The organism is Bradyrhizobium sp. JR4.1 (assembly GCF_040548605.1).
Classification (GTDB): Bacteria; Pseudomonadota; Alphaproteobacteria; order Rhizobiales; family Xanthobacteraceae; genus Bradyrhizobium; species Bradyrhizobium canariense.
Window position 1 is genome coordinate 126,964 of the sequence record NZ_JBEPRY010000015.1, and the last position, 13,553, is coordinate 140,516.

The following is a 13,553-nucleotide window of genomic DNA, read 5'->3' on the forward strand; positions in this document are numbered from 1 at the left end:
TCGCGCCCCGGAATGACGGCGGAGTTAGTGGGAGAGAATCTTCGACAAGAACTTCTGCGCGCGGTCGCTGCGGGGCTTGCCGAAGAAATCGTCCTTCGGGGCGTCCTCGACGATCTCGCCGCGATCCATGAAGATCACGCGGTTGGCAACCTTGCGGGCAAAGCCCATCTCGTGCGTCACGACCATCATGGTCATGCCCTCATGGGCGAGGTCCACCATGACGTCGAGCACCTCGCTCACCATTTCGGGGTCGAGCGCCGAGGTCGGCTCGTCGAACAGCATGACAATGGGATCCATCGCGAGCGCGCGAGCGATCGCCACCCGCTGCTGCTGGCCACCGGACAGGTTCGCGGGATACTTTTGCGCCTGTTCCTTCAGGCCGACGCGCTCCAGCAGCTGCATGCCTTTCGCCATCGCCTTGTCGCGCGACCGGTCGAGCACCTTCTGCTGTGCGAGGCAGAGATTATCGATGATCTTCAGATGCGGAAACAGCTCGAAGTGCTGAAACACCATGCCGACACGCGAGCGCAGCTTGGGCAGATTGGTCTTGGGATCGTTGACCTTGGTGCCATCGACGCTGATGTCGCCTTTCTGGAACGGCTCCAGGGCGTTGACGCATTTGATCAGCGTCGACTTACCTGATCCCGACGGGCCGCAGACCACGACCACCTCGCCCTTGGTGACGCTGGTGGTGCAGTCGGTCAGCACCTGGAAGCTCGGGCTGTACCATTTGTCGACGTGGCTGATCTCGATCATGACAGACTCTATCGAATGATGGCGATGCGCGCCTGCAGGCGGCGAACGCCGAAGGACGCAACACAGGAAATGGTGAAGTAGACGATTGCTGCGAACAGATACATTTCGACCAGACGGCCGTCGCGCTGCGCGACCTTGCTTGCCGCACCGAGGAAATCGGTGATCGACAGCACGTAGACCAGGGAGGTGTCCTGGAACAGCACTATGGTCTGCGTGATCAGCACCGGCAGCATGTTACGGAAGGCCTGCGGCAGCACGACGTAGCGCATGGTCTGGGCGTAAGTCAGGCCAAGGGCGTTGGCTGCGGCCGGCTGGCCGCGCGAGATCGACTGGATGCCGGCACGCATGATCTCGGAGAAGTACGCGGCCTCGAACATGATGAAGGTGATGAGCGAGGATGCGAACGCGCCGACGCTGATCGGGCGCGAGGCGCCGGTTACCCACTGCCCGATATAGGGCACCAGGAAGTAGAACCAGAAGATCACCAGCACCAGCGGCAGCGATCGCATGAAGTCGACATAGACCCCGGCGATGCGGCCCAGGATCTTGAAGCCAGACAGCCGCATCAGCGCGATGGCCGTGCCAAAGATCAGGCCGCCGAGCGCCGCAAGCCCCGTGAGCATCAGCGTGAACGTCATGCCCTCGTAGAACAGATAGGGCAGTGCGCGACGGATGACCTCGAAATCGAAATTGCTGAACATGATGCTATTTCCCCGTGATGTAGCCGGGGATCGCGACGTAGCGCTCGAGGAAGCGCATTGCGGTCACGACGACGGCGTTGACGAGGAGATAGAGAAGGGTCGCGGCGGTGAAGGCCTCGAACACCTGGAACGAGAATTCCTGCATCGAGCGCGCCTGTCCGGTCAACTCAAGCAAGCCGATGGTGATGGCCACAGCCGTGTTCTTGATGGTGTTGAGGAACTCGGACGTCAGCGGCGGCAGGATGATGCGGAACGCCATCGGCAGCAAAATGTAGCGATAAGCCTGCAAGGTCGTCAGGCCGAGCGCGGTCGCCGCCATCTTCTGGCCGCGCGGGAGCGATCCGATGCCGGCCTGCAACTGCACGGCGACGCGCGCCGACATGAAAAAGCCGATGCCGATCGCCGCCGTCCAGAACGGCGCATTCGGCAGCTGCTTCAGCCAGAGGCCGGCAGATCTCGGCAGCAGTTCCGGCAGCACGAAGAACCACAGGAAGAGCTGCACCAGCAGCGGCATGTTGCGGAAGAATTCGACATAAGCAAAGCCGAACCAGTACGCTCCCTTCGACGGCAGCGTGCGCATCACGCCGACGATCGAGCCCATGATCAGCGCGATGATCCATGCGAGCGCACCCGTCTTGAGGGTCAGCACCAGGCCCGACAACAGCATGTCGAGATAGGTGCCGGTCCCCATCGGGTTCGGCTCGAAGAAAATTCCCCAGTTCCAGTGGTAATTCACGTGTCCCCCGCGCGAACGCTCCAGTCATGGATGTCCCGGCGCCTATGCAAATGTCCGGCCACCTTGGAGTCAAGATGGCCGGACACGATCCGGATCGAAAGATCGCGGTTATAGCTTACTTATAATCGTCCGGGTTCGGCGAGTCCGTCGGCTTGGCGAACTCGTTCTTCAGCTCGGCCGAGATCGGCGTGTTGAGATTCAGGCCCTTCGGCGGAATTTTCTGCGTGAACCACTTGTCGTAGATCTTCTGGCCCTCGCCGGAGGTGTAGAGCGCGGCGGTCGCCGCATCGACCACCTTCTTGAACGGCGCGTCGTCCTTGCGCAGCATGATGCCGTAGGGCTCAGGCTTGGAGAACGCGTCCTTGGAGATGACGTAGTCGTCGGGCGACTTCGAGCCGGCCACGAGGCTCGCGAGCAGGATGTCGTCCATCACGAAGGCGACGGCACGGTCGGTCTCGACCATCAGGAAGGATTCGGCGTGGTCCTTGGCCGGGATGATATTGGCGCCGAGGCCTTTCGCAACATTGGCTTCGGTGAGCTGCTTGATGTTGGTGGTGCCGGCGGTCGAGACCACGGTCTTGCCCTTGAGATCGTCGATCGACTTCAGGCCGCTCGACTTCTTGAAGACGTAGCGGCTGGCGGTCAGGTAATGGGTGTTGGTGAAGGCGACCTGCTTCTGGCGTTCGGCATTGTTGGTGGTCGAACCGCATTCGAGGTCGATGGTGCCGTTCGCCATCAGCGGAATACGGGTCGCCGAAGTCACCGGGTTGAGCTTGACCTCGAGCTTGTCGAGCTTGAGCTCCTTCTTCACGGCGTCGACGATCTTGTAGCAGATGTCCATCGCGAACCCGATGGGCTTCTGGTTGTCGTCGAGATAGGAGAACGGGATCGAGGAGTCACGGAAGCCGAGCGTAATGGCGCCGGTGTCCTTGATGTTCTTCAGCGTGCCGGTCAGCTCCTCGGCCCCGGCCTGGCTGACAGCGAAGGTCGCGGCGAGCGCGAGGCCGATGCTACGGAAATGTTTCACTTTTTGGTCCCCTTTCAGGATGATGCCGGCGGGATGCAAGCACAAATTGGGTTGGAATAGAATGTGACTTTTGGCTGGATCGCGGCTCCGGTTAACGGCTCAGGCCGGCGGGCGCGTTAGCGGTCTTGTTAGCGCGCTTGGCAATTCCCCGAGATCCCAGAACAGGCCGGCCATCACCGTCAAGGCCTCTTCGGTCAATGGCAGCAGGATGTGCTCATTGGGCGCATGCTGGGAGCAGCCGGGATAGGAGTGCGGCACCCAGATCGTCGGCAGGCCCAATATCTCGGAGAACACGTCGTTGGGCAACGAGCCGCCGAAATTCGGCAGCACCGCCGGCACTTTGCCGGTGGTCTGGCGCACCGAATCCGCCGCCCATGTGATCCAGGGGCTGTCGAAATCCGTGCGCGAGGCGGCAAAGCTCTGCGCCGCCCGGACCTCGACCATCGGAAAGCCCTTTGCGACGAGATGCGCGCGAACCGCCTCGATCAGCCCATCGATCTTGGTGCCGACCACGAAACGCAGTTGCAGCACGGCATTGGCGTGGCCGGGAATGGCGTTGGCCGGCTTCTCGATATTGCCCGACGACATCGCCAGCACTTCGAGCGTGTTCCAGGCATAGAGCCGCTCGGCCGCCGAAAGACCCTCCTCGCCCCAGTTCTCGGTTAACGCCGGCTCGTCCTCGGTCGGCACCACCTGCACGTCCGCAAGATAGCTGCGGATCTGGTTGGTGAGGCGCGGCGGCTTCAGCGCGTCCAGCTGAAGGCGGCCGTGGCCGTCGACCAGCGTCGAGATCGCGTTGACCAGAATGGTCGCGGGGTTGGCGAGCACGCCGCCCCAATTGCCGGAGTGATGGCCGCCGTCGCGAAGGTTCACATCGAGATGAATGCGGATGCCGCCACGGCAGCCGAGGAACAGGGTCGGACGGTCGGCGGACAGGCGCGGCCCGTCGGAGGCCATGAACAGATCGGCCTTGAGCGCATCGCGATGGAGATCGCAGACCTTGCCGAGATCCGGCGAGCCGATCTCCTCGCCCATCTCGAGGATGAACTTGGCGTTGAAGCCGAGCTTGCCGCCGCGGGCCTCGCGCACCGCGCGGAGTGCGGCCATGTTGATGCTGTGCTGGCCCTTGTTGTCGGCGGTGCCGCGACCGTAAAGACGTGTGCCCGAAACCGTGGTGCGCCAGGGATCGCGGCCGTCGCGCCACTCGCCTTCCATGCCGTCGACGACGTCGCCATGGCCGTAGATCAGCACGGTCGGCGCCGTCTCGCTCTCGCGGTGTTCGGCGAACAGGAACGGCGCCTTGCCGCTGGGAGATTCGATCATCCGGCTTTCGAAATCGAGCGCGGCGAAAGCGGGCACCATCTCCTGTTCCAGATAGGCGCGCAGCTCGACACTCCGGTTCGGATTCTGGCTCTCGGTCCGGTAGGCGACGCGGCGGTCGAGTTCAGCGAGGAACGCGCCGGATTTGAAATCGTCACGGGCGCGGGCGATGGCATCGGCTCTGGTCATTATTTTCTTTTTTAGGTTGCGAGGCGAAGGAGCATACCCGATACGGGCAGGCCTCCGAAAGTGGCGGGGACTTCGATAGTCTTGGGATTTCGTTCTTGCTCTCTTGAGATTGGCTTGCCAAGCGCGGCAGCGCCGCTGATTTGGGCCTTGCCAACGTCGCGCTATATGCAAGAACTTCGCCAAGTTCGGGCGCAGCTCTATCATTCGAAGAGCGCCCGGTACAGGGCGCCGGGGGACCATCATGGCCAAGCAGATCAGGCTCAATGCATTTGCGATGAATTGCGTCGCGCACCAATCACCGGGCCTGTGGACCCATCCGCGCGACCGCACTGCCGAATATAACCGCCTGCCCTACTGGATCGACCTTGCCAAAACGCTGGAGCGCGGCCGTTTCGACGGACTGTTCCTGGCCGACGTGCTCGGCGTGTATGACGTCTACGGCAACAGCCCTGACGCAGCCTTGCGCAACGCAGCCCAGTCGCCGTCGAACGATCCGCTGCTGCTGCTATCGGCAATGGCGGCGGTCACGCAGAATCTCGGCTTCGGCGTCACCAGCAATCTCTCCTTCGAGCCGCCCTATCCGTTCGCGCGGCGGATGTCGACGCTCGATCATCTCACCGAGGGACGTATCGGCTGGAATGTCGTCACCGGCTATCTCGACAGCGCCGCGCGCGGCGCCGGCAAGGACAAGCAGATCGGGCACGACGACCGCTATGAGATCGCGGACGAATATATGGAGGTCGTCTACAAGCTCTGGGAAGGGAGCTGGGAAGACGACGCCGTGCTGCGCGACCGCACGCGCGGCATCTTCACCGATCCCTCAAAAGTTCATCGCGTCAACCACGAGGGCGCGAACTGGCGCATCAACAACACCATTCATCTCAGCGAACCGTCGCCGCAGCGCACGCCGGTGCTGTACCAGGCCGGCACCTCGCCGCGCGGACGGAAGTTCGCAGCACAGCACGCCGAATGCGTGTTCATGTCGGGACCGTCGGCCAAGGTGATCGCGCCGCGCGTGTCGGCGATCCGTCAGGAGGCCGCCGCGTTCGGCCGCAATCCGGCGGAAATCCTGATGTTCTCGATGATGACGATCATCCTCGGGCGGACGGAGGCCGAGGCGAACGAAAAATATGCCGACTATCGCCGCCACATCAGCCCGGAGGGCGCGCTGGCGCTGATGTCGGGATGGACCGGAATCGACTTCTCCGGCTACGAGCTCGACCAGCAGGTGCGTCATGTCCAGAACGACGCCGGTCGCAGCGCACTCGATAACGTCACCCGCGCCGATCCCGATCGCGTCTGGACCGTGCGCGACGTCATCGAGCATGTCGGCGTCGGCGGCGCCGGCCCCGTCGTGGTCGGCACGCCGGAGATGGTCGCGGACAAGATCGAGGCGTGGTTCGAGGCGACCGATGTCGACGGTCTCAACGTCGCCTTCGCGATCTCACCCGGCGATTTCGAGGACATCGCCGATATGCTGGTGCCGGAGCTGACGCGCCGTGGGCGGTACAAGGCGGAGTACGCGCAGGGCACGCTGCGCGAGAAGCTGTTCGGTGACGGGCGGGCAAGGCTGGTGGCGCCGCATCCGGCGGCGGGGTTCAGGGTGGGGAGGAAGGGGTAGCGTCTTAAGGTACGCTGTCATGCCCCGGCTTGACCGGGGCATCCAGTACGCCGCAGCGTCTCGACTCAATCACCGCCGCCTCTGGAATACTGGATCACCCGCCTTCGCGGGTGATGACGACTGAGAACGTGGCGGGCATCAGCGCCGCAAGTGACGCTGCCTCACACCTTCCCGTCCACCATCACCTCGATCAGTTTCGTCCCCGGCCGGCCAAACGCCGACGCCAGCGTCGCCTTCAACTCGCGGGGATCGCTGACCTTGATCGCCTCGCATCCCAGTGCCTTCGCCACGCCCGCGAAATCCACCGGCGGATCGACAAAATCCATGCCGACGTAATTGTCGTCGCCATGGAAGGCGAGCAGACGCTGCTTGATGATGCGATAGCCGCCATTGTTGGCAATGACCACATTGAGCGGCAGCTTGTGATGCGCTGCCGTCCACAGCGACTGGATTGAATACATCGCGCTGCCGTCGCCGGAGAAGCAGACCACGGGGCGATCGGGATTGGCGATGCTGGCGCCGACGGAGGCCGGCAGGCCCCAGCCAATGCCGCCCGAGGCAAGGCCGTGATAGCCGAAGCGGTCGCGGTGCGCACGGAGCGCCGTGATCTGGCGGCTCGAGGTGAGGCCTTCGTCGACGAGGATGGCATTGGCGGGCATGGCCTCCACCATTTGCAGCACCAGCCAGTCCGGATCGATGGGGCTGCGGTCCGCGGCCTTGCCGATCTGCTCGACCAGCGCGGTGCGCCGCGCGGTCCAGTTCTTCGGCGCAAGCTCGGCGAGACGTTGCTTCGCACGTTGCGCCAGGGCAGCGCCGCCCATCTCCTTCAGCACCGGGATCAGCGCGCGCAGCGTTTCCTTCAAATCCGCCTTCAGCGCGATCTCGGCACCGTAATTCTTGGCGATCTCCCAATCGCCGAGGCCGATCTGCACGATGCCAAGGCCCTCCGGCAGCGCATCGACCTCGCTGTAGACCGACATTCGCAAGGGATCGCCGCCGAGCGCGATCAAGAGGTCGTAGGCCGCAAGTGTGTCGCGCGCGACTTTCTGGACACGTGCCAACGTGCCGACGAAGCTCGGGCTCTCCGAGAGGAAGTGCGAGCCATAGGGCGTCGAGGATTGGTAGGCAGCCGCACCGAGCACCTCGGCGAGTTCGGCGGCCTCCTTCAGCGCGCCGCTCTTCACCACCTCGTCCATGGTGACGATCACGGGACGCTCGGCCCTGAGCAGCCGCGCGGCGAACGCGTTTAGTGCCTCATCCGATGGCCTTGTGCGGGCATCAATGCGGGTGGAGCGGCCGAGATCGATCCCGGCCTCGCTGTTGAGGATGTCGCCGGGCAACGAAATGAACACCGGCCCGGTCGGCGGCGTGGTCGCGACTTTGGCGGCGCGGCGCACGATGCGCGGCAGATCCTCGAGGCGCGTCACCTCGACCGCCCATTTCACCAGCGGCTCGGCCATGCGGACCAGCGGTCCGTACAGCACCGGCTCCATCAGGCCGTGGCCCTGCTCCTGCTGACCCGCGGTCAGGATCATCGGCGTGCCCGTGAACTGGGCGTTGTAGAGCGAGCCCATCGCGTTGCCGAGGCCGGGCGCAACATGGACGTTGCAGGCGACGAGCTTTCCGGAGGCGCGGCTGTAGCCATCCGCGATCGCCACCACCAGACTCTCCTGCATCGCCATCACATAGGTGAGATCAGGATGGTCCTTCAGCGCATGCATGATCGGTAGCTCGGTGGTGCCGGGATTGCCGAACAGATGCGTGATGCCCTCGTCCTTGAGCAACGCGAGAAAGGCGGAGCGGCCGGTGATCTTGTTCTTCATGCTTCCTCCAGAGGCGGACGTTGCCGCAAGGACGGGCGCATGATGGCCGAAATCGCGGGAGGCGCGCAAGGAAGCGCAGTCATGGCTGCGTTGCGTGGGCGGGCGCTACATCTCCTCGCGCCCCAGCTCGAACGGATCCTCCCCGCCCGCCCGCTTCTTCTTTTTCGAGCGCTGCCAGACCACACCGGGAAAACCTTTCAACGGCACCAGCGGCTCGCCGGTATAGGCCCATTCCTGCAGCTCTTCGATGGCGATGTGATAGAGCGGCTGGCGGCCGGTGCGTTCCCTGAACAGCGCACGGGGGATGTTGACCATATGCGGCCCGCGCGGGCGCTCGTACGTGATCGGCGTGCCGCAATGCGCGCAGAAGCTGCGCGCGGTCTTCGTTGCCTTGTCCTCGTAGCGGGTCAGCGCCGTCTTGCCTGCGGTGATGCGAAACCGCTTCTTCCAGCTTCCGACATAGGTTGCATAGGCGGCGCCGTGGGCGCGACGGCTGGCGGCGGAGTGATCGTGCCAGGCCCAGCGTGCGGGCACGTCGATCTCGAAGGTGACCTTGCCGCAGAGGCATTGCCCGGTGGCTATACCTGCGGCGGCTGCGGCTTTGGCCATAGCACTTCCCCCATCGCTCGCAATGACGAAATTCGTGGTGTCCGTCGGGGCAACACAATAACTCCGTAGCCCGGATGAGCGAAGCGACATCCGGGAAGACCAGAGCTTGGGTGAAGACCCCGGATATCGCTTCGCTCATCCGGGCTACAGCAGTGTCAGACCGGCGTCAGTTCGTCATACACGGGATAATCCGTATAGCCCTTCTCCTCGCCACCATAGAATGTCGTACGGTTATACGGCGTGAGAGGGTAATCGTGCTGCAGGCGCCGCGGCAGATCGGGGTTGGAGATGAAGATGCGGCCGAAGGCGATGAGGTCGGCGTGGCCATCGGCGATCGCCGCATTCGCGGTTTCGCCGCTGAAGCCACCGGCCGTCATCAGCACGCCGCCGTAGAGCGGCCGGAACAGCAGCATCGCCGAGGGCACGTTCTGCCAATTGACTTCTGCGCGCCCCGAGCCGCTGGAGCGCGGTTCGATGAAATGCAGATAGGCTAGACCGAGCTTGTCAAGCGCCTTGACCACGTGCGTGTAGAGCGGCATCGGATCGGGCTCGCCGGAATCATTGGCAATGCCGTGGGGCGACAGCCGCACGCCGATGCGGCCCGCGCCCCAGACCCCGATCGCGGCCTCGGTCACTTCGAGCAGAAGCCGCGCGCGGTTCTCGATCGAACCGCCATATTGATCGGTGCGCTGGTTGCTGCGTGATTGCAGGAATTGCTCGAGCAGATAGCCGTTGGCGCCGTGGATCTCGACACCGTCGAACCCGGCGGCCAACGCGTTCTTCGCGCCCTGCCTGAACGCCTCGACGATGCCCTTGACCTCGTCCGTGTCCAGCGCGCGCGGCGTCTCGTAGTCGGAGATCTTGCCGTCGGCGGTCATTGCCTTCATGCCTTCGGCCCTGATCGGGATCGCCGAGGCCGAGACCGGCAGCTCCCCGCCGTGGAAGGAGGAATGCGAGACGCGGCCGACATGCCAGAGCTGGAGAAAGATGATGCCGCCCTTGGCGTGCACGGTGTCGACCACCTTGCGCCAGCCCGCGATCTGCGTCTCCGAATAGATGCCAGGCGTCGCCGGATTGCCGCGGCCGTGCGAGAGCACGGGCGAGGCCTCGGCGATGATCAGGCCGCCTTGAGTGGCGCGCTGACCGTAATATTCGGCGTTGAGCGGCCGCGGCGAAAAGCTCTCGCGCTCGGCCCGCATGCGCGTCAATGGCGCCATCGCGACGCGATGCGCGAGCTTGTACGGACCGACCTGCAACGGTTGAAACAACGCCTCGAATTTCATGCTGGTTCCAGAATGGCTAAGGAAGGATGCGCGTCATATAGCGAGGGGCGGCCACCCGAAAAGGCGCCGCCCCCACAAAAGCAGATATTCCCTGCCACGGAATCCGCGAAGAGAACAGACCTCAGCCCGTCTTGATCCACACCGCCTTCACGTTGAGATATTCCTCGACGTGCTGCTTGCCGGATTCGCGGCCGTAGCCGCTCATCTTGTAGCCGCCGAAGGGGACTGCCGGGTCCATCGCCTGGTAGCAATTCACCCACACCGAGCCGGCGCGCAGGCGCTTCGCAACCGCATGCGCCTTGCTGACGTCCCGTGTCCACAGGCCCGAGCCGAGACCGAACGTGGTGGCGTTGGCGCGCTTGACCAGCTCGTCCATGTCCTTGAATGCGATCGCGGAGATGACGGGTCCAAAGATCTCCTCCTGCGCGATCCGCATATTGTCCTGGACGCCCGCGAACACCGTCGGCGAGACGAAGAAGCCTTTTGAAAGCGCGCCTTCGGTGACGCGGCCACCGCCGGCGAGCGCCTTGGCGCCTTCCTTCTGGCCGATGTCGAGATAGCTGGTGACGCGCTCGAGCTGCTGCTCGGACACCAGCGGTCCGATCTGGGTGTTGGGGTCGAGACCGTTGCCCACTTGCAGCTTCTTGCCGAACTCGGCGACGCGGCCGACGAACTCCTCGTAGATCGACTGCTCGACGAACAGCCGGGTGCCGGCGCTGCAGATTTGCCCCGAATTGGCGAACACCGCCATCGCGGCGCCCGGCACGGCGGCATCGAGATCGGCGTCCGCGAACACGATGTCCGGCGACTTGCCGCCGAGCTCGAGCGAGACACGCTTGAGGTTGCCGGCCGAGGCGCGAATGATCGACTGGCCCGTGACATGCGAGCCGGTGAAGGCAACCTTGTCGACGTCGTGATGTGCGGCAAGCGCCGCGCCCGCGGTCTCGCCAAAGCCAGGCACGACATTGATGACGCCGGGCGGGACGCCCGCTTCCATCGCGAGCTCGGCGATGCGCAGCGACGTCAGCGGCGCTTCTTCGGCGGGCTTGAGCACGACGGTGCAGCCGGTCGCGATCGCCGGGCCGATCTTCCAGATCGTCGCGGTCAGCGGACCATTCCAGGGAATGATGGCGCCGACGACGCCGATCGGCTCCTTCAGTGTGTAGGAGAAGATTTCGCCGGGCAGCGAGTTCTCGATGGTCTCGCCATGGATCGCTGTGGTCTGGCCGGCATAATAGCGCAACATGCCGACGGCGCGCAGACGATAGGCGCGGGTACGGCTGAGCGGCGCGCCCATGTCGAGCGTGTCGAGCTGCGACAATTCGTCGAAATTCTTCTCGACGAGGTCGGCAAGCTTCAGCAGCAGGTTCTGCCGCTCGAACGGCTTGACCTTGCTCCAGGGCCCTTCGAAGGCGCGGCGAGCGGCAGCGACCGCACGGTCGATATCTTCCTTGTCGCCCTCGGCAACGGTTGCGAGCAGTTCGCCGGTCGCGGGGTTATGGGTCTCGAAGCGCTTGCCGGAGGCAGCATCGACCCACTTCCCGTCGATCAGCATCTGCTTGTAGGACCCGTTGGCGAACGGGTGGCGCGTGATTGGAATAGCCTGCGACACAGCCATGGCTGAACTCCCTGTCAATGATTGATTGGTTCGATCTGGGCGGGATCGTTAGGTCGATAGAATACTGCGATGCCGGACAGGCGTAAAGGAGAGGCGCAAAGTCGGTGCGGAACGAAGACCTCCCATGCCGACTTGTGCAGGGTCGCGCAAGTGTCGTGTTATGGCACGACCGAGCCCCTCCCCCGGAGACCGAACCATGCCGCATCCCGCGATCGTCAAAGACAATGTAGCCGTGATCACCGGCGGTGCGTCCGGCATCGGATTCGCCGCCGCAGCAGCCTTCGCGCGGAACGGCATGAAAGTGTGTATCGCCGATGTGGATCAAACGCGGCTGGCGGACGCCGCAACAAGACTCTCATCCCTGACGTCCGCCACACATGTGATGCCCTTCGCGATCGACGTCAGCAAGGCCGAGAGCGTGGCGGAACTCGAGCGCGCCGTGCGCGAGCGCTTCGGCGGCACCGACATCCTCATGAACAATGCGGGCATCCAGCCCGGCAGCACGTTGTTCGGCGAACCCGACAATTGGCAGCGCATTATCGGCGTCAACATGTGGGGCATCATCACTGGCTCGCGCATCTTCGCGCCCAACATGATCGCGCGCGGCAGGGCGGGGCTCATCATCAACACCGGCTCGAAGCAGGGCATCACCACCCCGCCCGGCGATCCCGCCTACAACGTCTCCAAGGCCGGCGTGAAGGCCTTTACGGAAGCGCTGCAGCACGAGTTGCGGAACACTGCGGGTTGCCGCATCACCGCGCATCTGCTGATTCCCGGCTTCGTCTTCACGGCCCTTACCGCGAAGGGCCGGACAGAGAAGCCGGCCGGCGCCTGGACGGCCGAGCAGACCGTGGATTTCATGTTGGCGCGGCTGGAGGCCGGCGATTTCTACATCCTGTGCCCGGACAACGACGTCCCGCGCGCGCTCGACGAAAAGCGCATGCTGTGGGCCGCCGGTGACATCGTGGAGAACCGCCCTCCGCTGTCACGCTGGCATCCGGACCATGCGGATGCATTCGCGAAGTTCGTGAAGGGGAATTAGGCTGTTTGATCCTCATGGTGAGGAGCGCGGAACGCGCGTCTCGAACGATGCAGGCCCGGTTGGGCCTCGATCCTTCGAGACGCCCGCTTCCGGCGGGCTCCTCAGGATGAGGGTTTACACAGGGGGCGCTCTACAGCGTCTCTTGCTGATGCCCGCAATTCTTGCAGGCGAACTTGATGCGGGTCTGGCCCTTTGGCGCCTGCACACGGTTCGGGGCGCCGCATTTACCGCAGACGGCCTCGATGCGGGTATCACCCTGCTTGACGACGACGGTTTTCTTTTCCATCGATTCGCGGATCAGGCGCTCGGCCTCCTCACGCAGGGATTGTTTCGACAAAGCTCGTCTCCGCCATAAATGCGGGCGAGGCTTATCCCACCTGCGGCAAAATCACAATCCGAAACGGCTGCTCAGACCTCCACAATCACGTAGCTGTCCTCGACATGCACCGGAAAGGTCTCGGCAACATACGGGCCTTTCTGGAGTTCCTCGCCGCGCTCCACAGCGACCGGATATGACCTTATCTTGACGCGCTTCGGATCGAACCACGACTGGCCGTTGCGCATGTCGAACTCCCAGCCGTGCCAGGGACAGCGCAGCATCTCGCCGACGCGCGAGCGCTGATAGATGCCGGGCTCGGGCGAGGTCAGCCGCGCCACGCACGCCGCTTTCTCCAGCGGCGCGCCTTCGTGCGGGCAGCGGTTCAGCAGCGCGAAGAACTCGCCATGGACGTGGAACACGACGATGTCGCGGCCGGCGACATCGACCACCTTGTTGCCACCGGGTGGGATCTCCGAGGTGGACGCGACGATGTGACGGGCCATACCGTG

The 13,553-nt window shown here is 63.9% G+C and carries 13 protein-coding genes; 2 read left to right on the forward strand and 11 right to left on the reverse strand.

The features are described from left to right. Window positions 1-24 precede the first annotated feature (24 nt). The 5 genes from ABIB90_RS26355 to ABIB90_RS26375 form a co-directional block, all read right to left on the reverse strand. Window positions 25-756, reverse strand: a complete 732-nt coding sequence (locus ABIB90_RS26355) for an amino acid ABC transporter ATP-binding protein (RefSeq protein ID WP_007597027.1) — start codon at window positions 754-756, stop codon at window positions 25-27. Window positions 757-764: 8 nt separating this feature from the next. Beyond that, window positions 765-1,457 (reverse strand): amino acid ABC transporter permease, encoded by a 693-nt coding sequence (locus ABIB90_RS26360; protein ID WP_007597029.1) that lies wholly within the window; start codon window positions 1,455-1,457, stop codon window positions 765-767. A gap of 4 nt (window positions 1,458-1,461) precedes the next feature. Further along, window positions 1,462-2,193, reverse strand: coding sequence for an amino acid ABC transporter permease (locus ABIB90_RS26365; RefSeq protein WP_007597031.1), 732 nt, complete (start codon window positions 2,191-2,193; stop codon window positions 1,462-1,464). A 115-nt stretch (window positions 2,194-2,308) separates the two neighbouring features. Beyond that, window positions 2,309-3,220, reverse strand: a complete 912-nt coding sequence (locus tag ABIB90_RS26370; RefSeq protein ID WP_035995282.1) for an amino acid ABC transporter substrate-binding protein — start codon at window positions 3,218-3,220, stop codon at window positions 2,309-2,311. Window positions 3,221-3,319: 99 nt separating this feature from the next. Then, complete coding sequence (locus tag ABIB90_RS26375; protein WP_354201657.1) at window positions 3,320-4,729, reverse strand: M20 family metallopeptidase; 1,410 nt, start codon at window positions 4,727-4,729, stop codon at window positions 3,320-3,322. Between the two features lie 241 nt (window positions 4,730-4,970). Between ABIB90_RS26375 and ABIB90_RS26380 the strand changes: the two genes are divergently transcribed. Next, window positions 4,971-6,350: an LLM class flavin-dependent oxidoreductase gene (locus tag ABIB90_RS26380; RefSeq protein ID WP_354201658.1), complete on the forward strand. Its 1,380-nt coding sequence runs from the start codon at window positions 4,971-4,973 to the stop codon at window positions 6,348-6,350. A gap of 161 nt (window positions 6,351-6,511) precedes the next feature. On the opposite strand, the gene ABIB90_RS26385 is transcribed toward ABIB90_RS26380, so the two are convergent. The 4 genes from ABIB90_RS26385 to ABIB90_RS26400 form a co-directional block, all read right to left on the reverse strand. Then, the gene (locus ABIB90_RS26385) at window positions 6,512-8,173 is read right to left on the reverse strand and encodes a thiamine pyrophosphate-binding protein (protein WP_354201659.1); all 1,662 of its coding nucleotides are present in this window, start codon (window positions 8,171-8,173) and stop codon (window positions 6,512-6,514) included. Window positions 8,174-8,278: 105 nt separating this feature from the next. Beyond that, a complete protein-coding gene (locus ABIB90_RS26390) occupies window positions 8,279-8,782 on the reverse strand; it encodes a GFA family protein (RefSeq protein ID WP_007597039.1) in 504 nt (167 codons plus the stop codon). A 155-nt stretch (window positions 8,783-8,937) separates the two neighbouring features. Then, on the reverse strand, window positions 8,938-10,065 hold the full coding sequence (locus ABIB90_RS26395; RefSeq protein ID WP_354201660.1) for an alkene reductase: 1,128 nt from the start codon (window positions 10,063-10,065) through the stop codon (window positions 8,938-8,940). A gap of 121 nt (window positions 10,066-10,186) precedes the next feature. Then, window positions 10,187-11,683, reverse strand: coding sequence for an aldehyde dehydrogenase family protein (locus ABIB90_RS26400; RefSeq protein WP_007597043.1), 1,497 nt, complete (start codon window positions 11,681-11,683; stop codon window positions 10,187-10,189). A gap of 196 nt (window positions 11,684-11,879) precedes the next feature. On the opposite strand from ABIB90_RS26400, the gene ABIB90_RS26405 reads away from it, so the two are divergent. Next, entirely contained in the window at window positions 11,880-12,725 is an 846-nt protein-coding gene (locus ABIB90_RS26405; protein ID WP_007597044.1) for an SDR family NAD(P)-dependent oxidoreductase, read from the forward strand. A 130-nt stretch (window positions 12,726-12,855) separates the two neighbouring features. Here the strand turns inward: ABIB90_RS26405 and ABIB90_RS26410 are convergent, their stop codons facing one another. Then, window positions 12,856-13,062 carry a hypothetical protein gene (locus tag ABIB90_RS26410; RefSeq protein WP_007615092.1) on the reverse strand — a complete coding sequence of 69 codons (207 nt, stop codon included), beginning with the start codon at window positions 13,060-13,062 and terminating at the stop codon, window positions 12,856-12,858. Between the two features lie 71 nt (window positions 13,063-13,133). Further along, a complete protein-coding gene (locus ABIB90_RS26415) occupies window positions 13,134-13,547 on the reverse strand; it encodes a Rieske (2Fe-2S) protein (protein ID WP_007597046.1) in 414 nt (137 codons plus the stop codon). Window positions 13,548-13,553: the final 6 nt, after the last annotated feature.

Coding starts and splice junctions, on each gene's coding strand:
- ABIB90_RS26390 (WP_007597039.1), bottom strand. CDS start 8,782: ATGGCCAAAGCCGCAGCCGCCGCAGGTATAGCCACCGGGCAATGCCTC.
- ABIB90_RS26355 (WP_007597027.1), bottom strand. CDS start 756: ATGATCGAGATCAGCCACGTCGACAAATGGTACAGCCCGAGCTTCCAG.
- ABIB90_RS26415 (WP_007597046.1), bottom strand. CDS start 13,547: ATGGCCCGTCACATCGTCGCGTCCACCTCGGAGATCCCACCCGGTGGC.
- ABIB90_RS26405 (WP_007597044.1), top strand. CDS start 11,880: ATGCCGCATCCCGCGATCGTCAAAGACAATGTAGCCGTGATCACCGGC.
- ABIB90_RS26375 (WP_354201657.1), bottom strand. CDS start 4,729: ATGACCAGAGCCGATGCCATCGCCCGCGCCCGTGACGATTTCAAATCC.
- ABIB90_RS26380 (WP_354201658.1), top strand. CDS start 4,971: ATGGCCAAGCAGATCAGGCTCAATGCATTTGCGATGAATTGCGTCGCG.
- ABIB90_RS26395 (WP_354201660.1), bottom strand. CDS start 10,065: ATGAAATTCGAGGCGTTGTTTCAACCGTTGCAGGTCGGTCCGTACAAG.
- ABIB90_RS26360 (WP_007597029.1), bottom strand. CDS start 1,457: ATGTTCAGCAATTTCGATTTCGAGGTCATCCGTCGCGCACTGCCCTAT.
- ABIB90_RS26385 (WP_354201659.1), bottom strand. CDS start 8,173: ATGAAGAACAAGATCACCGGCCGCTCCGCCTTTCTCGCGTTGCTCAAG.
- ABIB90_RS26400 (WP_007597043.1), bottom strand. CDS start 11,683: ATGGCTGTGTCGCAGGCTATTCCAATCACGCGCCACCCGTTCGCCAAC.